18 protein-coding genes are annotated in these 20,876 nt (G+C 40.4%); 3 read left to right on the forward strand and 15 right to left on the reverse strand.

Features of this window, described 5'->3' with window-relative positions:
• Positions 1–196: 196 nt before the first annotated feature.
• Genes AB1498_01755 through AB1498_01765 form a run of 3 tightly spaced genes read right to left on the reverse strand, consistent with a single transcriptional unit; the run spans position 197 to position 2,366 of the window.
• Entirely contained in the window at positions 197–1,186 is a 990-nt protein-coding gene (locus AB1498_01755) for a zf-HC2 domain-containing protein (protein MEW6087011.1), read from the reverse strand.
• The gene (locus AB1498_01760) at positions 1,183–1,791 is read right to left on the reverse strand and encodes a sigma-70 family RNA polymerase sigma factor (GenBank protein MEW6087012.1); all 609 of its coding nucleotides are present in this window, start codon (positions 1,789–1,791) and stop codon (positions 1,183–1,185) included. The genes AB1498_01755 and AB1498_01760 overlap by 4 nt, the downstream gene beginning before the upstream one ends.
• A gap of 47 nt (positions 1,792–1,838) precedes the next feature.
• Positions 1,839–2,366, reverse strand: coding sequence for a hypothetical protein (locus AB1498_01765; GenBank protein ID MEW6087013.1), 528 nt, complete (start codon positions 2,364–2,366; stop codon positions 1,839–1,841).
• An 88-nt stretch (positions 2,367–2,454) separates the two neighbouring features.
• On the opposite strand from AB1498_01765, the gene AB1498_01770 reads away from it, so the two are divergent.
• Positions 2,455–2,928 carry a YhcH/YjgK/YiaL family protein gene (locus AB1498_01770; GenBank protein ID MEW6087014.1) on the forward strand — a complete coding sequence of 158 codons (474 nt, stop codon included), beginning with the start codon at positions 2,455–2,457 and terminating at the stop codon, positions 2,926–2,928.
• 12 nt (positions 2,929–2,940) lie between these two features.
• Here the strand turns inward: AB1498_01770 and AB1498_01775 are convergent, their stop codons facing one another.
• Complete coding sequence (locus tag AB1498_01775; protein MEW6087015.1) at positions 2,941–4,008, reverse strand: DUF763 domain-containing protein; 1,068 nt, start codon at positions 4,006–4,008, stop codon at positions 2,941–2,943.
• Positions 4,009–4,026: 18 nt separating this feature from the next.
• On the reverse strand, positions 4,027–4,968 hold the full coding sequence (locus AB1498_01780; GenBank protein ID MEW6087016.1) for an AraC family transcriptional regulator: 942 nt from the start codon (positions 4,966–4,968) through the stop codon (positions 4,027–4,029).
• Between the two features lie 152 nt (positions 4,969–5,120).
• On the opposite strand from AB1498_01780, the gene trxA reads away from it, so the two are divergent.
• The gene (gene trxA, locus AB1498_01785) at positions 5,121–5,453 is read left to right on the forward strand and encodes a thioredoxin (protein ID MEW6087017.1); all 333 of its coding nucleotides are present in this window, start codon (positions 5,121–5,123) and stop codon (positions 5,451–5,453) included.
• Between the two features lie 2 nt (positions 5,454–5,455).
• Here the strand turns inward: trxA and gyrA are convergent, their stop codons facing one another.
• From gyrA to AB1498_01835, 10 genes are all read right to left on the reverse strand, one after another.
• Positions 5,456–7,906, reverse strand: a complete 2,451-nt coding sequence (gene gyrA / locus AB1498_01790) for a DNA gyrase subunit A (protein MEW6087018.1) — start codon at positions 7,904–7,906, stop codon at positions 5,456–5,458.
• 48 nt (positions 7,907–7,954) lie between these two features.
• Positions 7,955–10,357: a DNA topoisomerase (ATP-hydrolyzing) subunit B gene (gene gyrB / locus AB1498_01795; GenBank protein ID MEW6087019.1), complete on the reverse strand. Its 2,403-nt coding sequence runs from the start codon at positions 10,355–10,357 to the stop codon at positions 7,955–7,957.
• Positions 10,358–10,396: 39 nt separating this feature from the next.
• Positions 10,397–11,692: a phosphopyruvate hydratase gene (eno, locus tag AB1498_01800; protein MEW6087020.1), complete on the reverse strand. Its 1,296-nt coding sequence runs from the start codon at positions 11,690–11,692 to the stop codon at positions 10,397–10,399.
• Positions 11,693–11,952: 260 nt separating this feature from the next.
• Positions 11,953–12,855: an alpha/beta fold hydrolase gene (locus AB1498_01805; GenBank protein MEW6087021.1), complete on the reverse strand. Its 903-nt coding sequence runs from the start codon at positions 12,853–12,855 to the stop codon at positions 11,953–11,955.
• 7 nt (positions 12,856–12,862) lie between these two features.
• A complete protein-coding gene (locus AB1498_01810) occupies positions 12,863–13,975 on the reverse strand; it encodes an ABC transporter permease (protein MEW6087022.1) in 1,113 nt (370 codons plus the stop codon).
• Positions 13,976–13,977: 2 nt separating this feature from the next.
• Positions 13,978–15,090 carry an ABC transporter permease gene (locus AB1498_01815; protein ID MEW6087023.1) on the reverse strand — a complete coding sequence of 371 codons (1,113 nt, stop codon included), beginning with the start codon at positions 15,088–15,090 and terminating at the stop codon, positions 13,978–13,980.
• A gap of 42 nt (positions 15,091–15,132) precedes the next feature.
• Complete coding sequence (locus AB1498_01820) at positions 15,133–16,062, reverse strand: ABC transporter ATP-binding protein (protein MEW6087024.1); 930 nt, start codon at positions 16,060–16,062, stop codon at positions 15,133–15,135.
• 62 nt (positions 16,063–16,124) lie between these two features.
• On the reverse strand, positions 16,125–17,045 hold the full coding sequence (locus AB1498_01825) for an ABC transporter ATP-binding protein (protein ID MEW6087025.1): 921 nt from the start codon (positions 17,043–17,045) through the stop codon (positions 16,125–16,127).
• A 46-nt stretch (positions 17,046–17,091) separates the two neighbouring features.
• Positions 17,092–18,477 (reverse strand): efflux RND transporter periplasmic adaptor subunit, encoded by a 1,386-nt coding sequence (locus tag AB1498_01830; protein ID MEW6087026.1) that lies wholly within the window; start codon positions 18,475–18,477, stop codon positions 17,092–17,094.
• A 2-nt stretch (positions 18,478–18,479) separates the two neighbouring features.
• The gene (locus AB1498_01835) at positions 18,480–19,748 is read right to left on the reverse strand and encodes a TolC family protein (protein MEW6087027.1); all 1,269 of its coding nucleotides are present in this window, start codon (positions 19,746–19,748) and stop codon (positions 18,480–18,482) included.
• A gap of 184 nt (positions 19,749–19,932) precedes the next feature.
• On the opposite strand from AB1498_01835, the gene AB1498_01840 reads away from it, so the two are divergent.
• Positions 19,933–20,454 (forward strand): chromate transporter, encoded by a 522-nt coding sequence (locus tag AB1498_01840; GenBank protein MEW6087028.1) that lies wholly within the window; start codon positions 19,933–19,935, stop codon positions 20,452–20,454.
• Positions 20,455–20,876: the final 422 nt, after the last annotated feature.

The raw sequence follows: 20,876 nt of genomic DNA on the forward strand, positions 1-20,876 counted from the left end.
CAATTTTATCCTCCTTTTTTAATAATGAGTTTAGATGCTTCACAACGAATCATATTTTTCCTTCTCACTTATTTAGACAAAAAAGGACTAAAAAAGTTCCGAGATTTTTTTATTGTCATTCGGGCGTTGCGAGGGATATCATCTTTTAGGATTGTGCGGCATGTTCCGGGTGCAGTGAGGAATTTCTCTCTATTCGTTATTTATCCATATAAATATTTATCTTTCCTGCAATTTCATAAAGTTTATTTTCGGTTAGTTGTATTTCCTTTTCTAATTCCTCATACTTTGTCAGCAGTGTTAGTTTTTCCCCTTTTTCCTTTTTTTGTTTTTCGTTTATCTCTGCTATTTTTTTTTCAGTTTCCTTAATCTCAGCCTTTAATCTATCCGCTTCTTTTGATAACACTTCGGCATTTATTCTTAAAGCTTCGTTTTCAGCTTTTTGAGCTTTTGTCTCTAAGTCTTTTGCCTTTTCTTCTGCCTCTTTGGCTTTAGCTTCCAAATCATCAGCTTTTATTTTCAAGTCTTTCGCAGTCGATTCGAATTTTTTATAATTCTTTTTTACCATTTCCAAAAATTCCCGGTTTTCTCTTTTTTTTCTCTCTTCAGGTGTTTCTGTCTTGATTTCTTCAATAATATCTTCTTTGGATTTCTCAAAGGAAATATCTTTTGACATCTTTTCTTCTAAAACAGCTTCTTTCTCAATTGGTTTTAAAGCTACCTCAACTGGTTTATTTTCATATCCGGTTTTTTCATCTGAAATTTCATTTTCAGGTTCAGTAAACGCCTCTTTTGGATATTTTTTTATGTTTTCTATTTTTTCTGCTTTTGTCGCAATTTGAATCTCAGGAATTGGGTGTTTATAGATATTTTTTATCAATAATGCAATTAGAAAAAGGGCTGCAACTTCCAATGGAATTTTAATGTAAAAAGGCAAAAACAATTTATCAATTAACAATTTTATTTTTGTCCGGCTTTCTAAGCGTTCATGAATCTTCTCTGAAATATTTAATGGGGCTTTAACTCTTTCTAAAGACTTGATCTCATCTATGCACAGTTTTAATGACTCATACTCATCCCTGCAGTCTTTACAGGTAAACAGATGTTTTTCAACAATATCCCTTTCTTTGTGACTTAACATATTATCAACATAATCAGATAATAGATTTTTAATTTCCCTGCAGTTCATCTAATCAATCCTTTGAGTTTTTCTTTTAAACTAAATCTTGCCCTTGCCAGTTTTGACTTCACTGTTCCAAGATTACACCGTGTTATTCCTGCAATCTCCTCATAGGACAATCCTTCTATGTCTCTTAAGATTATCATCTTCATTTGATCCTTTGGCAGTTTATTAATTGCCTTTTGGATAATTTTTTTTCTTTCCTTTTCCTCAAATTCACAATCAGGTGCCGGTGAATTATCCGCCACGTCATTCATCAAACCTTCCCTTTCTGTATCTTTTGAACCAGACAGGGAATTTGTCAATCTTTTAAACCGATATGGCAGGGAGTTTATTCTGTTTTTACAAACATTTATTGCAATGCGGTAAATCCATGTTGAAAAACTCGATTCAAACCTGAAATGTTTTACCGAAAGATAAACCTTAATAAATGTTTCCTGCGTTAAATCGTCAGCCTCTGTATAATCCCCTGAAAAACGATAACACAAATTAAATATTTTATCTTTATATCTTGGAACCAATATGTCAAATGCCAATTTATCACCTGACATTATTCTTTCAATTAAAGATTCATCATTATCAATTTGATTGCCTGGATTACTATCTCTGTTCATTTAGACAATTATTACATATAAAAGTTCCATATATTGCATTCGCAGGGCTAGTGCTCCAATATTTCCTTTAATTTTTCAATTTTATTGATTAAATCGCCGCTGTCTTTAAAAAATATTTCTATTTTAAATCCTTCTTCTTCCAGATTCGGCGGCAGAATTAAATTAAAACCTTTATTTTTAAAAAGATTCTTTCGTCCCTCTAATTCTTTTCTAAAGGCTGATATTTTTGGATACCGTTTTTCGCGAAGCCTTGAAACTAAAAACGCACCGCGGCCTGATTCCTTTAAGTTTCTCTCGATAATTTCTTTTTCAATTCCCGGGAGAAAATCTTTCAAAGAAATATTATCCCTCGCCTCGATCTCGGTCACGAGCTTTATCAATTCCTGCTGTTTATTAACACCCAGATAATACTTTCTGATCACTTCCGTCAAATATTCGCCTTCATTCGCGGAAAGTTCCGCAAGCGCCAAAGCCGTCTTTAAGGATATCTCACCGTTTTCTAAACTATTTTTAATAACTATCGGCAAATTTTCCAGCAGAGGATATTTGCTTAAAATGGCTTCATTTATTATCATAATTTTGTTACAGGCTCTAAATGTATTTCTGTGTATATAATAACAAAAATGATGTAAAATATGTTAAAAATAAAAAACAGGAGAATTTATGGCCATAATCGGACATATTGAAGAAATTAAGAAAAATAATAAATTTAATAAATTAATTAAAACCGGATTGGAATATCTTTGCAATATGAAAGAAACTGATTTCAAAAATATGGACATTAACGATAAAACAACAATAGGAATAGACGGAAATAGAATATTTGTGATCAACAGTGTTTATAAAACCAAAAACCATTTTGAACAGAAATTTGAAGGCCACAGGAAATATATTGATCTGCAGTTTGTATTTTCCGGCGAAGAAATGATTAAAATATCCCCGATTAAATATTCCCGTAAAATTTCCGAATATGATCCTGGAAAAGATGTTCAATTTTTTAACGCGGAATCCTTTTCAACACTGTTAATGAAAAGCGGCATGCTGGCTATTTTTTACCCGGATGACATACACGCGCCTGGGTTAGACAGTGGGAAAACCTGCCTTATTAACAAATCCGTTATAAAAGTTAGAATATAATTACAAAACATTCTAAATATCTCCCAATCTTTTTAACGCGGATATTTTATCTGTCTGCCCGATTTTCGCCAATGTCACAGCCTTCCTCAAATACTCAATAGAATGTTCGTAATTTTCACGGTCCACGGGATACGGGAACCCGTCCTTGCCCCCGTGCGCGAAACTGTAACGGGCAGGGTCTTTAAAACTCGGAGGTTTTCCATAAACAATTTCTGAAATCAATGCCAGCGCCCGAATGGTTTTAGGCCCGACACCTTCAATACCCAGTAAATGTTCAAAGTTATCAGGCTGTTTTTTATAAGTTTTAAGAAATATTTTTTTAAGGTATTTTGAATTGATGTCTTTCTGCAAAACAGGGTGTCTGCCTGGAAGTTCCAGGCTGATAATCTTATCAATTTCTTCAGCAAGTTTTTCAGGATTTTCTTTTGACGCGTCCGTGCTTATAATTCTCGCGGCCTCGCTTTCCTTAGCGGTCATATTAAGCGTTTCGCCGCGGTTATCCGAACAAATCGCGGAATGAGGCTCGCAAACAAAATTTGACACATTTTCGCTTAACCAGTGGTAACGCCTTGCCCAGCGATTTACCCCGTTCATTCCCTGCTGGACAACCGCCCAGTTTCCTTTTTTTGTAAATAAAAATGTGTGATGATAAAGCTGGTAACCATCCTGGACCGCTGAGTTATCCACCTTCGCGGACATTCTGCTGGCATAAACCAATTTCGCTGGATTTATCGATATTTTTTCCGACCATAATTCAATCTCAGACGGGGTTTTTCTTGAAGTTTTACCCTTGCCGCCGGCGACAAAAATTCCAAGCTCTTTTTCAATCCCGCGTATTGATTCTTTTACCGCGCCGCATACGGTAGTGGTGAGCCCGCTTGAATGCCAGTCAAAACCAAGCACACAGCCAAAGGCCTGAAACCAAAACGGGTCCGACATACGCCTTAAGACCTCATCCGGTCCGGTATCAGAAACTATAAGGGTAATGATTTCCCTGCTTAACGCGCGCATTTTGGTAAAAAGCCACGCGGGCGCGTTTCCGTAGTGGAGAGGTAAATGGGCGGTTCCTGTTCGTGTCATAACCGGATAATTATAACATTAAAAAAGTGCACACTTTTTCGTTTTTCTCTTATCTTTTTTAGAAATGTCTTTTTTGAATGTTTTCTGGTAATCGGTGGGTGTTATGTTAAACGCCTTTTTGAAACATGCGGAAAAATAAGATGACGAGCCAAATCCGCAGTCGAGGGCAATTTCTGTAATAGATTTATCCGACGCCTTCAATAAATTTTTAACTACCTTCATCCGGATTTTATTCAGGTAATCCTGCGGCGGCTGCCCAACCTCTTTTTTAAAAACACGAAAAAAATGCGATGGAGACATGCAGGCAATTTTCGCGAGTTTATCAATAGTAATCTTTTTATCGAGATTTGAATATAAATATTCAATTGCCTTATCGATTTCCAGCCGGTTTGATATTCTGTCAATCTCCGGGGTAAAATTAAATATAGTCCTGATTATTGCATGGCATATTTCTAAATTCAGGGCGTGTAAAATTATATCTGAACCCTGCATTTTATTGTCAATTTCAATCATAAATCTTCTAAGTAAAGGCAAAATGCCCGGGTCCATGGAATAAAACTCGCCGATAAATTTAATGTTCTGTTTTACCATATATTTGGCCAGCTGCCTTTTAAAAAAACTTTTATTTATTAAAACAGCGATGTAGCGCGGCGGAAAGTCCGAAGGAAGTTCATGATGAGGAATATCAGGTGAAAGGCAGAATATCTTTCCTGAAACCGATGTTATCGTTTTTCCGTAAATTTTAAACTGGGTCTCATCATTGAAGGAAACAATAAACATATAAGACGGGTGGCTGTGTTCGGGAGATAAAGCGTAAAAACATGCCCCTCCCACCGGGGTAAACAATCCAATATCTTTTGTGACAAAACAGTCAACATACCGCAGTTGTTCCACGGCTACGGATCCAACCAGATTACAGACTTGTTTAAGGACTTCTTCATCTTTTAAATTTTGCGACATAACAGCTTCCTGCTCATAAAATTATTTGCCATTTAAATTATAATTTAAACATCCGTTCCAAGTCAAGGACAATTAACCTTATTACCTTATTTTGTTGACAACACCACAAAAATAATTTAAAATACTTTCCGTCATTTAATGGAGGAGGCTATATGGCAAATGAAGCTGTAGTTGTTTTAACAGACTCTAATTTTCAGGAAGAAGTTATTAATTCATCAATGCCTGTTTTTGTAGATTTCTGGGCGTCATGGTGCGGGCCATGCAGGATGATGGCAAATATAGTCGACGAATTGGCTAAAGAATATGCCGGATTAATCAAAGTATGCCAGTTAAACGTAGATGAAAATCCGGTCACTGCAAGCCAATATAAAATTATGAGCATCCCAAGTTTCCTGTTGTTCAAAGACGGCAAAGTAAAAGACCAGTTAATAGGCGCAATACCAAAACAGAAATTAAAATCTAAAGTTGCGGAATTTTTGGCATAAAGTTATTCTTCTCCCCCATCCGCGTCTGCCGCATTTTCTTGTATACAGGCTATACTTTGTACTTTATCGCCTTCTTCCAGCCGTATCAAACGGACGCCCTGGGTATTCCGGCTGATTGAGTTTATTCCCTCAACCGGCATTCTTATAATAAGCCCGTGCGATGTAATGATCATTAATTCGTCCGTGTCCGTTGATTCTTTAACCCCGACTACATTCCCGTTTCTGGCTGTAGGTTTAATATTTATCACGCCTTTTCCTCCGCGATTTGTCAGCCGGTATTCATCTATATCAGTACGCTTCCCGTAACCGTTTTCAGTAACTGTGAGTATAGTAATTTTGGGCCTGGCCACCAGAGCGCTGACTACAACATCTCCTTTAGATAAAGATACTCCGCGCACACCGTGGGCTGAGCGGCCCATCGGCCGGACTTTTTCCTCGTTAAACCTGACTGCTTTGCCCTGTTTTGTCGCGATAACCAATTCCTCCCTGCCGGTTGTCTCAAGCACCTCAATCAGCTCATCATCTTTATCCAGGGTAATGGCTATAATCCCGCCCTGGCGCGGATTGCTGTATGCGTCAAGATTGGTCTTTTTAATAGTGCCGTCTTTAGTAACCATTACAAGGAACTTTTCCGGGGTAAATTCTTTCACGGGAATAAACGCCGTTACCCTTTCACCCGGGGTTAAACTCAACATATTAATAATGGCCTTTCCTTTCGCGGTGCGCCCGGCCTGCGGGATTTCATGGACTTTTATCCAGTGGACTTTTCCGATATTCGTAAAAAATAAAATGTAATGATGGGTAGAGGCAATAAAAAGATGTTCCACAAAATCTTCTTCTTTTGTAAGCATGCCTGTCTTTCCCCTGCCGCCGCGGCGCTGCTTTGTAAAACCTGAAACCGGCTGGCGTTTTATATAACCTGTATGGCTGATTGTGATCGCCATGTCTTCTTCCGCAATCAGATCTTCGATCGTAAAATCTCCTTCTTCTTCAATGATCTCAGTCCGCCGTTCATCGCCGAATTTTTTATCGATCTCCAGAAGCTCCTCCTTAATAATTTCTTTTACTTTCGCTTCGCTTGAAAGGATCAATTTAAAGTATGCTATTTTTTTAATTATTTCCAGATATTCCGCCTCGAGCTTTTCTATTTCTAATCCTGTAAGCTTCTGCAGTTTCATATCGAGAATCGCAAGCGCCTGAACCTCTGAAAGCGAGAATTTCTTCATTAAATTAAACTTTGCGGCTTCCGGGCTTTCACTCTTCTTAATAGTTTTTATCACTTCATCAAGATTTGCCAGCGCGATCTTTAAACCCTCAATAATATGTGCCCGGGCTTCAGCTTTAGCCAGTTCAAATTTTGTCCTTCGGATAATGATCTCTTTACGGTGATTTATATAATGAATTATGATCTCTTTAATGTTCAAAACCAGAGGATTTTTATCTACTATCGCGAGAAAAATTATTCCAAATGTAGTCCGCATCGAGGTATGTTTGTAAAGCTGATTTAAAACCACATGGGCTACCTCACCGCGTTTTAATTCTATTACAACACGCATCCCGTCCCGGTCGGATTCATCGCGGACATCCGAGATCCCGTCTATTTTTTTATCATTAACAAGATGCGCGATATCCTCAATAAGCCGCGCCTTATTAATCTGATATGGAAGCTCTGTAATAATAATATTTTCTTTGTCATTTTTAAGCTGTTCGATATTCGCCTTAGCCCGGAGAGTGATCTTCCCCCGGCCGGTTTCATAAGCTTCTTTAATACCCGCTCGGCCGACTATAAAAGCCCCTGTCGGAAAATCCGGGCCAGGCATAACTTTCATGATTTCTTTTATTGCGACATCCGAATCATCAATAACTTTAATAACCGACTTTATTACCTCGGACATATTATGAGGAGGAATATTTGTCGCCATACCTACGGCGATACCCGATGAACCGTTAACCAGGAGATTCGGAATCTTCGCCGGCAAAACAACTGGTTCAGTCATAGATTCATCGTAATTTGGTATAAAATCAACCGTTTCTTTGTCAATATCTGCGAGCATTTCTTCGCTGAAAAGCGCCATTCTTATTTCGGTGTATCGCATCGCCGCGGCTGAATCACCGTCCACGGATCCGAAATTTCCCTGTCCGTCGATCAAAGTATAACGGCATGAAAAACTCTGGACCATACGGACTATACTTTCATATACAGCCATATCTCCATGCGGATGGTATTTACCTAAAACATCACCGACAACCCTCGCGCTTTTTTTGTACGGTTTATTATGAACGATCCCCGCTTCATTCATTGAATGAAGGATCCTGCGATGCACCGGTTTCAGCCCGTCACGGACATCCGGCAAGGCTCTGCCTATAATAACGCTCATGGCGTAATCAATATACGAACTACGCATTTCATCTTCAATATTTATCGGAACTACTTTTTCGCCTTTAGAATACATGGTTCTCCTAAAAATCCGTTTAAACCGTTCAAACAGTTTAAACAGTTATTAAATATCCAAATTCCTGACCTGCGCCGCGTGCTTAAGTATAAATTCTCTCCGGGGTTCAACCTGGTCACCCATAAGAATAGTAAAGATCTCATCCGTAAGAACAACATCCTCAAGTTTAACCTGTAAAATGGTCCTTTTTTCCGGATCCATTGTCGTTGACCAGAGCTGTTCCGGATTCATTTCTCCAAGGCCTTTATACCTCTGGATTGTCAAACCTTTTTTTCCCCATATTTTTATCCTTTCAAGAATATCATCTATGGATTTTACTGGAACAATCTCTTCTTCTCTTTCTAACTGGAACAGAACGGAATCATCATCAAACACAAGGTTTAAATTTGAAAGTTTTTTATATAAATCTTTAACCTCTTTATACTCCGGAGAAAAAACTATTTCCGCTCTTTTAATTTTACGTTCTTCTTCTGAATCAGTCTTTCCATTCTCACCATTGGATTTATGCTTTTTCAGTTCATCCTCAAACGGGAATAACTCAACATATTCTTCGATAGTATTTCCTTTTCTGTATATTATCCTCTGCAGCCTCTTCCATGAGATCAAAATATCTGAAATATCCTGCAACTTTTTGCCTGTATATTCCTCCCTGATTTTTTTCCCCTTATATTCTTTAAAAACCACATCTTCCGTTCCGTGTTTAACTAAAAAATCCTCCATCTCTTCTTCTTTTTCAATATACTGCTCACTTTTACCGCGTTTAAGTTTATAAAGCGGCGGTTGGGCGATATAAACATAACCATTTTCTAGCAACTGGGGCATTTGACGGTAGAAAAATGTTAGAAGAAGCGTCCGGATATGCGCTCCGTCAACGTCAGCATCAGTCATAATAATTATTTTCCTGTAACGGGCTTTACCCAAGTCAAAATCCTCACTGCCGACACCTGCTCCTATAGCGGCGATCATTACTCTGATCTCTTCACTGCTTAACACCTTATCCAGCCGGGCCTTTTCAACATTAATTATCTTGCCTCTCAAAGGCAATATCGCCTGAAAACGCCGGTCACGGCCTTGTTTGGCACTCCCCCCCGCGGAATCTCCCTCAACAAGATAAATTTCGCATAGTTCCGGATTCCGTTCAGAACAATCCGCCAGTTTACCCGGCAAACTGCCTGAATCCAAGGCGCCTTTCCTTCGGGTCAGATCCCGCGCCTTTCTCGCCGCCTCTCTCGCTTTCGCGGCAAGTTCACATTTTTCTATCACAGCGCGCGCAACCGGAGGATTTTCCTCAAAAAATTCATCCAGCCCGTCATTAACAATAGACTCCACGATACCTTTAACTTCGCTGTTTCCCAATTTCCCTTTGGTCTGCCCTTCAAATTGAGGATTTGTAACTTTAACACTTATAACCGCCGTCAGACCCTCCCTTACATCCTCACCGGAAAGATTTTCTTCCAGTTTTTTTAATAAATCATTTTTCTTCGCGTAACCGTTAATGGCCCTGGTAAGGGCTGATTTAAATCCTACAAGATGCGTCCCGCCTTCCCGGGTATTGATATTGTTCGCAAACGAAAATATATTTTCCGCGTAACCGTCATTATATTGCATGGCAATCTCAACTGATACCCCTTCCTTAACAATCTTCTTGCTCCCTGATTCTTTCTCTCCTTCTCCGATAGCTAAAATTTCTTTTTCTACTTCTTTTTCTCTCTGGAAATAAATAACTTTTTTATGCAATGGATTTTTATTACGGTTAAGATGCTCCACAAATTCCTGGATACCTCCCTTATAACAAAACACACTTACCTTCGGCTCATTACTTTCCCGTTCATCTTTAAGCGTGATCTGTATGCCTTTATTAAGAAACGCGAGCTCCCTTAAACGGTTAGCTAGTGTGTCAAAATTATAAACCAGCGTCTCAAAAACATCCGAGTCCGGTTTAAAAGTAACTTTTGTGCCTTGTTTCTTGGATTTACCGATCTCCTGGACTAACGCGGCCGGTTTTCCTCTTTTGTATTCCTGGAAATACACCTTCCCGTCACGCATCACCTCCACTTCCATCCATTCCGAAAGGGCGTTTACCACTGAAACACCGACTCCATGCAGCCCACCCGCTACTTTATATGCTTCGGAATCAAACTTTCCGCCGGCGTGCAAGACTGTCATGACAATTTCAAGCGCGGACTTCTTATAAGTCTTATGTATATCCACGGGAATACCTCGCCCGTTATCAGTTACCGTAATGCTGTTATCATGATGAATAACAACCTCAATATTGTCGCAAAAACCTGATAACACCTCATCAATACTGTTATCAACCACCTCATAAACCAGATGATGGAGCCCTGTGGCCGCCGTATCACCAATATACATTGCCGGACGTTTACGGACCGCATCCAGTCCTTCCAATATCTGAATCTTATTAGAATCATATTTAGTATTATCTGCCATTTTTTCCCTTATCCTTTATGCAGGGGCAATCATAAGCCCCTACTTTAAATTATAGAATACTTTTTCCCCAGCGAAAACCCCGCTTCCTTTTAATTCAGATTCAATGCGAAGCAATTGGTTATATTTGCACACCCTGTCCGTGCGGCAAAGGGACCCTGTCTTGATCTGGCCGGCATTCAACGCGACAGATAAATCAGCGATAAAGGAATCCTCTGTTTCTCCAGAACGGTGAGAAATGACCGCAGTATATCCCGCTTTTTTGGCCATTTCAACTGCCTCGATTGTTTCAGTAAGCGTCCCGATCTGGTTCACTTTAATTAAAATCGAATTTCCCACTCCCTCTTTGATTCCGCGGGACAGGCGGCCAATATTGGTAACAAAGATATCATCACCTACAAGCTGGATTTTTTTGCCTAAACGATCTGTTAAGGCCTTCCATCCCTCCCAGTCATCCTCGGCTAATCCGTCTTCGATTGACTTTATCGGGTATTTTTCCACAAGTCTTTGGTAATAATCTATTAACGATTCATAATCCAGTGCACCTTTCTCTGTTTTTAAAACATATTGCCCTGTTTTTCCTATTTTCTTATAAAACTCAGAAGCCGCTGAATCAAGCGCGATAAATACATCTTTTCCCGCTTTATACCCTGCAGACTCTATCGCCTCCATAATATATAGAATTGCTTCTTCATTTGATCCTAAATCCGGCGCAAACCCGCCCTCATCCCCAACGGAGGTTTTTAACCCTTTCTTTTTAAGAACTTCTTTAAGTTTATGAAAAATCTCTGTTCCTATACGCAAACAATTTGAAAAATTCGGCGCTCCCACAGGCATAATCATAAATTCCTGGACATCAAGATTGTTGTCCGCGTGCCGGCCGCCGTTTAAGATATTCATCATGGGAATGGGTAAAAGTGACGCATTGGTGCCACCGATATACCGGTATAGCGGGATTTTAAGAAAATTTGCGGACGCCCTGGCACAGGCAAGGGATACGGCTAAAATCGCGTTCGCTCCAAGAGCGCCCTTATTTTCAGTTCCATCCAATGCAATCAACATCTCATCAATGTCTCTCTGGTTCAAAACACTCATTCCTATCAATTTCGGGGCAATAATTTCATTGATATTCTCAACTGCTTTTAAAACACCCTTGCCGTTGTATCTTTTTTTGTCACCGTCACGCAGTTCAACCGCTTCGTGTTCGCCTGTGGACGCGCCTGAGGGCACTGCCGCCCAGCCCCTGGCGCCGTTTAAAAGAGCTATTTCACATTCTACTGTCGGGTTCCCGCGGGAGTCCAGAATTTCACGAGCCTTTAAATCAATGATTTCTGACATCTTTTCCTCCTTTTCTTCTTTTACCCCGAAGAGCAACAATCAAAGCAGCAATTCCAAGAAGAAACTGGCCAATTCCTCCAAAATCCCAATTGATATTCATACTTCTCCTCCCTGTATACCTTCGGATTGAAAAATATTTTTGTTTTAAATCAATCGTATATAAGTAAGAGATTATAACACCCTTTTTAATTAAAAACAAGCATTGTTTTACCAAAATTATCGGCAGATTTTAGTATTTTCTGAAAGACGAAATTATATTATCAATAAAGGTTTTTTACCCAATTATCAATGATCTCAAAGACTTCATTTTGCCTGGGGTTTTCGAGTGTGGTAAGTATATGCGACGGGCTGTCGATAAAAACAAGTTTTTTGTCTTTCGAACCTGTTTTTTCATAAATATATTCAGAGCTTTCTGGTTTAATGGTTTTATCGTTTTTAGACTGGATAATTAAAACAGGCTGGTTTACGTCCTTTAATTCTTTTTTGACAACTTTACTTAATTTATAAACTTCATGAACAGCGGACACCGCTCTGTTTTCATAATAATAAGGTTTTAACTTGTCCGGCAGGGGTCTTTTGTTATATTTAATAAAATACTTTCCAACCGGACTTAAAACAATTTTCCAGTCCGCGAAAAATACCGCGCTCGCGAGGGAAACTATTCCTTTGAGTCCGGGTTTATTTACGGCAAGATGCAGGGCGAGGTCCCCGCCAGTTGAAAAACCCGCAACAATCACATTATCTCCTAAAAGTTTTGCAAGCTCATATGCGTCTTCAACCGATTGGTACCAGTCTTCCCATTTAATTTTAAGCAAATCCTCTTCTTTTGTCCCGTGACCCTCGAGAAGCAACCCGTAAACGTTATACCCTTTTTCATATAAATATTCTCCAAGGTCCCTCATTTCCCATGGGCTCGCGGTAAACCCGTGAATCAATAAAAACACGGTCTTTGTTTTTTTCTCATGAGTGTATAAAAAAGGCCCGTTGTCTTTATTGCGCAGCCTTTCCTGTATTAAAGAAAGCTCCTGCTGGAACCTGAGCTCCGCGAGCTGGACTTCAGAAAAGTTTTTTTCATCAACCAGGTTCTCCTGGGCTAAAAGATTGAAATTCAGGCATGATAAAAACAATAAAACATGTAACAGTATTTTTTTAAATATTTTCATAAATTTATCACCCCAGCCTCTTCTTAAATCTCATGGCGCTTATTGTTATAACTATGACCCCGAAAATAACAAGAGCGAGTATCTGCGGCCATAGAATACCAAAACCATTTCCTTTAAGAAATATTCCCCTGATTATTATAATAAAATATCTAAGTGGCGTAAGATATGTAAGGTATTGAAAGAATAAAGGCATATTTTCTATAGGGAACGTAAAACCCGAAAGCATCATGGCAGGGTTGTTAAAAAGGTTCATAAGCATCATCGCCTGCTGCTGAGTTTTTGCCACAGTAGATATAAAAAGTCCTATTCCAAGGGCGGGCAAAAGATACGCCGCCGTGCCGAGAGCCAAAAGCGGTATCGAGCCTTTAATCGGGATCCTGAACCAGAGCACCCCAACAATCAAAACAAGAACCATGTCCAGGAAACCCACGATAGCGAACGGGATTGTCTTCCCGAGGATCAATTCAAAAGGTTTGATGGGCGTGACCATCAACTGTTCCATTGTTCCGATCTCTCTTTCCCTGACAATGGCCGTGGATGTGAGGCTCAGGCAGGTTAACAAAATAATCGACGCCATCACGCCCGGCACAAAATAATTCCGGCTTTTTAATTCAGGATTATACCAGGCCCTTGTCCGGAAGTCTATTTTTGAAAGCCCGGATTTAACAGTTTCACCGGTTAAATCAAGCGAATATTTTGAGACGATCCTGTTGATGTATCCCATTGCCACGATCGCGGTGTTGGAATCGGTCCCGTCAAATATTATCTGAATATCCGCCGGGATTTTCCTCCTCAAATCTTTTGAAAATCCGCTGTTAATCTGCATCGCGCAGGTAACCTTCCCCCGGTCCAGCAAATCCCTGATTTCATTCGTCGATTCAGGAAGATACTTAACGGTAAAATAGCCTGATGATTCCATCCGCCTCACAAGCTCCCTGCTTTCTCGCGATTTATCAAGGTCGTAAAGCGCCATTGAAACGTTTCTCACATCGAGGCTCACGACATACCCGAAAAGCATGAGCTGGATTACCGGCGGGGCAACCAGAAAAAACCTCAGCCGTTTATTTCTTAAAACCTGTATAAATTCTTTTTTTACCAGATGTTTAATTCGTTCGAACATGATTATTGCATTTTCTTTTTAAATTTCTTGTTCGCGAAAGCGAAAATACCGGCCGCGAAAACAGTCAATAAAAATGCTTCAAAACCCAGTATTTTCAAGGTGTTTCCTTTCAGGAATATCCCTTTTAAAATTGTGACAAAATATCTCGCGGGAACTGCGCGCGATATAAGCTGGAGTAGCCACGGCATATTGGGAATGGAAAAAACAAAGCCGGACAATAAGTACGCCGGGAGAAATGTTGAAAGCATCGCTATCTGCGTCGCCACCTGCTGCGACGGGCCTGCAATCACAGAGATAACTATTCCCTGGCTTATACCGCCGAAAAGGAAAATACCCGACAAAAGCAGGAGAAGAGAAACACTTCCCTTCATGGGAATATGGAACAGGAAAATCCCGAGAAAAACCGAAAAAATAAAATCCGTGAAACCGATGGTATAATATGGAATCAATTTCCCGATTATAAGCTCCGATGTCTTTACAGGCGTTGAAATCAACTGCTCCATTGTGCCCCGTTCCCATTCTTTGGCAATAGTCAGGGAAGTAAGAAGCGCGATGATAACGGACATTATTAAAACAATAAGCCCCGGTATTATGAAATTTTTTGAACGAAGTTCGGGGTTATACCAGAACCGCATGCGGGCATCAATCAGGGAAACCACCCGTCTTCCGCTTACCCTCTGGGAATACATCTCCGCTATGGCTGAAACATATCCCTGGATAATGCTTGCCGTGTTTGAGTCGCTTCCGTCAATGATTACCCCGACCTGCACATCTCTATCTGTCTTTGTTTTTTTCGAAAAATCAGATGGGATTATTATCGCCACCCTTGCCTTGCCCGAATCGATATATTTATCTATTTCGGAATAATTTTCAATATATGAAACCACCTGAAAATAACCCGAATCGATAAATTCTTTTATTAAATCGCGGCTTACGCTTGTTTTGTCCTGGTCGTAAACAACAGTCTTTACGTCTTTTATGTCGAAGGTCAGCGCGAAACCGAACATAAGAAGAAGCATCAGAGGCGTTAAAAAAGCGACGGCCAGGCTGAACGGGTCACGGCCTATCTGGATAAATTCTTTCTTTGCTATTGCTTTAATGCGGCGAATGTTCATAATATTTTATTTGTAGGGGCACAAAATTTTGTGCCCCTACCTTTATGCCATTTCAATCAATGTCACAAATACATCCTCAAGTGACGGAACAATTTTTTCAATTCTGAAAGGGAGGGATAATCCCGTTTCTTTTAAAATTTTTTCGATTTTCGGAATATGTGATTCGTAATTTTCAATTACAACATGGAGCAAACTGCCGAAAACCGCTGTTTCATAACCATTTTTAATCAACACATCCATGGCTTCAATTAATTTATCAACCTTTAATTCCAGGACATCCCGCTTCATGTATTTATGCCTCATTTCGGTGGGCCTTCCCTCCGCGATAATCCTGCCGCGGTAAATCAACGCCAGCCTGTCACAATAATCAGCCTCATCCATATAGTGCGTGGTAACAAAAATCGTCGTCCCCGTTTTGGATAACCTGCCTATTAGCCCCCAGAAATTCCGTCTCGAAACCGGGTCAACGCCGGATGTCGGTTCGTCAAGAAACAATATCGACGGTTCATGTATTACCGCGCATCCAAGCGCAAGCCTCTGTTTAAAACCTCCGGCCAATGTCGCCGTCATGTTCTTTCTCCTGTCTTTAATCCCCGCCATTTCCAGGACCCATTCTCTGCGTTCAGATAATACCCTGTTTTTGACACCGTAAACCCCGCCGAAAAAATTTATGTTTTCTTCCACCGTAAGATCATTATAAAGTGAAAATTTCTGGGACATGTATCCGATATTTTTTCTGATTTCTTCCGCTTCAGAAATTATATCATGTCCTCCAACATGTCCCGTGCCGGACGTCGGCAGCAACAACCCGCAAAGCATTTTAATGGTCGTCGATTTACCCGCACCGTTCGGTCCCAAAAACCCGAACACCTCGCCTTCTTTCACGGATAGGCTGATATTATCGACTGCGCTAAAATCACCGAAGTTACGGGTTAAATTGTTGAGCTCCACAGCAATGTTTTTTTCACGCATTTTAATTTATAAAACGATTAAAACCGTCCAAGCTGTTCAAACGGTTTAAACGGATTAAACGGTTATTTCCCATCCACCATCGAAATAAACACATCTTCAAGCGAAGGGATTATTTCCCTCTGCCCTTCTATATTAATATTTTTCGATTTTAAATCGGAAATAACTTTTTCAAACACTTCCTTTTTTTCAGCAATAATATGGAGCCTGTCTCCATACGCGCTTATCCTTATAATTCCCTGGGTCTTTTTGATAATTTCCGCCGCGGAGAGGGGCGAATCCACCCAAACCTCCATCATCGGCTTTTTAAGGGACTGCCTGATACGTGAAGGTTCATCAACGACTAAAATCCTTCCTTTGTTAATCAAAGCGACACGGCTGCACCGTTCCGCCTCGTCAAGATAAGACGTTGAAACAAAAACCGATATCCCTTCTTTTAAAAGGCCGTATAATATCCTCCAGAAATCCCTTCTCGAAACAGGGTCGACGCCGTTTGTCGGTTCATCAAGAAATAAAACCTCGGGCGTGTGAATAAGAGTGCATGCCAGCCCCAGTTTTTGTTTCATCCCGCCGGAAAGGTCACCCGCGAGCCGGCTTTTAAACGGAAACAGATTACTGAATTCCAGTAATTTTTTAATCCTTGACGGGCGTTCACTGGGGGGGACAGTGTAAAGGTCCGCGTAGAAATCCATATTTTCCATAACAGTCAAATCTTCATAAAGCCCGAAACGCTGGGACATATAACCGATTTTTTCTTTGACTTTTTCGGGATCTTTTAATATCGAAAAACCGCTTATCCACGCCTCTCCTTCAGTCGGTTCCATTATGGAAGTCAAAAGCCTCATCGTCGTGGTTTTGCCCGCGCCGTCCGGCCCGACAAGCCCGAAAAGTTCGCCGCGTTTCACTTCCAGGCTGATTTTGTCGATAGCAGTATTTTCCCCGAACTTTTTTGTGAGATTAAGTGTTTTGATAGCAATGTGTTCCATCTGAAACCGTTCAAGCGGTTTAAACGGTTTAAACCGTTTAAACAGTTCACTTATCGAGGATTATCTTCACATCCGCCGGCATGCCAGGTTTAAGTTCATTATCAATATTTTTGACGCTTACCTTCACGCCGAAAACAAGTTTTATCCGTTCCTCTTTTGTCTGTATATTTTTGGGGGTAAACTCGGCCTCGGATGAAATATTGGTAACAACACCCTCGTATTCCTTCCCGGGATATGAATCTGTCGTTACTTTCGCCTTTTGCCCCAGTTTCACCAAACCGAGTTTTGTTTCTTTGACATAAATTTTCACATTTGCGTTCATGAGGTCGCCTACCGTGTAAACAGAACCGCCTGAACCGGCGGTCTCCCCGACCTCAACATATTTTTTCAATATCACACCCGTTATCGGTGTATATAAAATTGTGTCTTTTAAGCGTTCTTCGGAAACAGAAAGCACCGCCTTCGCCTGTTCCACGCGGTATTGCGCGGCCCGGACTTCTTCTTTTCTCGCGCCTTCTTTTACAAGGCTGTATTTCTCCTTCGCGTTTTCGAACGACTTTCTTGCCTGTTCAACCCTGTGTTCCGCCGCCTCTATCGTTTCTTTCCTTGCGCCCTCTTTTACAAGGCTGTATTTTTCTCTCGCGTTTTCCAAGGCTTTTTTTGCCTGTTCAAACCGCTGTTCATAGGCCTTTATTTCCTCCTGCCTCGCACCCTCTTTAATAAGGCTGAATTTTTCTTTAGCGTTTTTATACTGCGCGGCACGGGTATCATACACATTTTTTACCGCGTCAAACTGGGACAACGATACCGCACCGTTTTTGTATAATACTTCAGCTCTTTCATAATCTTTTTTCGCTTTTTCAAATTCCGAGCCGGCTGAATCAAGGTTTAATTTCGCCTGTTCAATTTCCTGCGGCCTCGCCCCCGTCCTTAATTCATCCAGTTTTGCCTTTGCTTCGGACAGGCCTGCCTCCGCGGATTCCATGTTAAGTTTTGCCTGTTCAATCTCCTGCGGCCTCGCCCCGGCTTTCAATTCCTCAAGACGGGCCTTTGACTCGGATAAAGCCGCCTCCGCGGACTCCATGTTAAGTTTTGCCTGTTCAATCTCCTGCGGCCTCGCCCCGGCTTTCAACTCTTCCAATCTGACCATTGCCTCGTTTAATAACGCTTTATTTTGTAAAACAATAGCGGCTGATTCCGCATTGTCAAGCCGCGCGAGTTTATCTCCTTTATTAACATTTTGCCCTTCTTCCGCGAAAAGCTCCGCGATCCTGCCGGCAGACTTGAAACCTAAATTTACTTCTGTAATCTCCACATTGCCTGACGCGGAAATCGCCCCTTTTTCCAGGCGGTTGCGGATATAAGTTGTAATTGAAATAATTAAGATTATTCCTGAAAGAACAATCCCGAATATAATAAATTTTTTCTTCACCCTCATTCCTCCCCGATTACCTTCCACAAATACGCTATCGCAATCTGTTTGTCATAAAGCGCCTGGTAATAACTTGTTTCGGCGGACAAAAGTGCGGACTGGGCGTCAAGAACATCCGTGTTTATACCGCCGCCTGTCTCATATTTTAAACGCTCTATCCTTAAAGTTTCTTTCGCTGATTCAACCATTTTTAATGTAACCTCTATCCGTTCCCCGGCGGTTTCAATGTTACGATAGGCATTTTTTACTTCACGGATTATATTCAATCTTAATAACCGCTCTTCTTCTTTTGCCTTTTCCCATTCCCCGGTTTCTTTATTGATGTCCGACTTTATAATCCCCCAGTCGAAAAGAGGCATGGAAAGCCTCAAACCTATATTCCAGTTTTCCCTGAATTTCAAATTATCCCCTGATTTATCCCCGTATTCGCCGGCAATCAAAATATCAGGATATCTTCTTCCCCTTGCTATCTTTACTCTTTCATCGCAAATAGTCTTCTTCTTCAAAACAGAATTATAATCAGGCCTCTGAAAAAATGCCTTATTAAGGCCTGCTTCAAAAGGGGGGTATTCCTCATCCTCGGGGATTTCATAAACAATCAAAATTTTCCTGTCCATATTATCCATCCCCATTAGTGCTTTCAGAAATTCATATAGACTTTCCACGCTGTTCTTTATTACCAGTCTGTTTTCCCTGGTTTTTGAAAGCTCTACCTCAGTCCTTAAAAAATCCACTTGAGCGGCGCTGCCGGTTTTAACAGAAAGTTCAACATTCTTCTTATGTTCCTCAAGCTGTTTTACCGAGGCCTCGTTTGCTTCTAAAAGTTTTTTAAACTGTGAAATTTTATAATACACGCTTTTAAGGTTATAAATAAGTTCCTGCCTTGTCATAGTAAAATTATCTTCAGCGATGGATTTTTTCATTTCTGTAATATAGACATTTCCTGAAAGCTGCCCTCCTTTAAATAACGGAAGTCTGAAAGTAATACCGGCATCGTATATTTTTGTATCAACATCCGGCAGATCGCCCGAAACACCGGGGACAAAAGGTGTTACAGGCGTAAAGTAACGAAACTTCGTATAACCGCCGTTAAAATCAAGCTTGAACAGCCTTTCCGCCCGGGAAGATTTAAGGTTAAAATATTCTATTTCCACTTCTTTTTTCGCGGATATAATTCCCGGATTATTTTTTAATGCATATTCAATAACCGATTTCAGAGTGTATTTTTCCTCACCTTGTTCTTCTGCCGTTAAATAAATCTTTAAAAGCAAGAGGAATAATACGAAAAAAGCAAACACCGGCGTTTTTTTATATTGACAACAGTATATATAAAACCTTTTTTTCATAATAATATGTTTTTTAAACTGTATTTCGATTATACGGTTTATTTCGCGTGGTTGTCAAGATTAGAATTTTTATATATACTTTAATCAATTAATTTAGTAAAATTTTTCTATGCTTTTTATAAAACTTTTTTTAGAATTTTTCAAGATAGGGCTATTTACTTTCGGCGGCGGGTACGCCATGATTCCCTTAATAGAAAAAGAAATCGTAAATAAATATCACTGGATAACCGCGGAACAATTCATTGACATCGTCGCAATTGCCGAAATGACCCCCGGCCCTCTTGCCATTAACTCCGCCACATTCGTCGGATATAAAGTTGCCGGCTTTCGGGGGGCGGTGTTTGCGACATTCGGCGTAGTTCTGCCTTCTTTTTTATTAATTTGGGCCATTGCCACGGTTTTTTCTTCATTCCAGGACAACCAAATAGTCCAGGCGGCTTTTAAAGGTTTAAAACCGGCAGTACTTGGCCTTATAATCATCGCCGCCATGAGTGTCGGAAGAGTCTCCATTTCGGGATATAAATCAGTTATTATCCTTATTTCCGTTATAGTTGGAATCTGGATTTTTAAATTTCATCCCATCCTGGTTTTATTCATTTCAATAGCAATGGGGATTGTTTTTTTCCGGTAAAGAAATTGGGCAGGAGATATACTTTTCCAACAATTCTTCGAATGTTTTCATTTATTTTCAAATATATTATTTATGGGGGCAATTACCTATTTTTTACTTTTAAAAATCTTCCAATCGAACGGTCATAGGTTTTTTTAATATTATCGGGGAAAAAACAGGCGGGAAGTTCATCGCTTCTCCTGTGATAGACTGGTGCTCTATTAAATTAATTTTGATGTGATAGAATGCCCGGATTTGAGACAATTTCAATGAACGACGACGCAGGCGTATCCTCTGTGATACGTCAAGGAGGAGTGAGGCAGAAATTGGCCGAAGATGGGCATTCCCGAAGGGCAGAGCTCTTTTGTCCTGTTTCTGCGTTGCTCGTCACATGCATACCGCAGAGGGTATGCAATGCTTCTCGCGCCTTGAATCAGGCCAAA

Source organism: bacterium, assembly GCA_040754625.1.
Classification (GTDB): domain Bacteria; phylum JACRDZ01; class JAQUKH01; order JAQUKH01; family JAQUKH01; genus JAQUKH01.

Coding starts and splice junctions, on each gene's coding strand:
- AB1498_01780 (MEW6087016.1), bottom strand. CDS start 4,968: ATGTCGCAAAATTTAAAAGATGAAGAAGTCCTTAAACAAGTCTGTAAT.
- AB1498_01775 (MEW6087015.1), bottom strand. CDS start 4,008: ATGACACGAACAGGAACCGCCCATTTACCTCTCCACTACGGAAACGCG.
- AB1498_01805 (MEW6087021.1), bottom strand. CDS start 12,855: ATGAAAATATTTAAAAAAATACTGTTACATGTTTTATTGTTTTTATCA.
- AB1498_01840 (MEW6087028.1), top strand. CDS start 19,933: ATGCTTTTTATAAAACTTTTTTTAGAATTTTTCAAGATAGGGCTATTT.
- AB1498_01820 (MEW6087024.1), bottom strand. CDS start 16,062: ATGCGTGAAAAAAACATTGCTGTGGAGCTCAACAATTTAACCCGTAAC.
- AB1498_01755 (MEW6087011.1), bottom strand. CDS start 1,186: ATGAACTGCAGGGAAATTAAAAATCTATTATCTGATTATGTTGATAAT.
- AB1498_01770 (MEW6087014.1), top strand. CDS start 2,455: ATGGCCATAATCGGACATATTGAAGAAATTAAGAAAAATAATAAATTT.
- eno (MEW6087020.1), bottom strand. CDS start 11,692: ATGTCAGAAATCATTGATTTAAAGGCTCGTGAAATTCTGGACTCCCGC.
- gyrA (MEW6087018.1), bottom strand. CDS start 7,906: ATGTATTCTAAAGGCGAAAAAGTAGTTCCGATAAATATTGAAGATGAA.
- gyrB (MEW6087019.1), bottom strand. CDS start 10,357: ATGGCAGATAATACTAAATATGATTCTAATAAGATTCAGATATTGGAA.
- AB1498_01815 (MEW6087023.1), bottom strand. CDS start 15,090: ATGAACATTCGCCGCATTAAAGCAATAGCAAAGAAAGAATTTATCCAG.
- AB1498_01760 (MEW6087012.1), bottom strand. CDS start 1,791: ATGAACAGAGATAGTAATCCAGGCAATCAAATTGATAATGATGAATCT.
- AB1498_01825 (MEW6087025.1), bottom strand. CDS start 17,045: ATGGAACACATTGCTATCAAAACACTTAATCTCACAAAAAAGTTCGGG.
- AB1498_01810 (MEW6087022.1), bottom strand. CDS start 13,975: ATGTTCGAACGAATTAAACATCTGGTAAAAAAAGAATTTATACAGGTT.
- AB1498_01765 (MEW6087013.1), bottom strand. CDS start 2,366: ATGATAATAAATGAAGCCATTTTAAGCAAATATCCTCTGCTGGAAAAT.
- trxA (MEW6087017.1), top strand. CDS start 5,121: ATGGCAAATGAAGCTGTAGTTGTTTTAACAGACTCTAATTTTCAGGAA.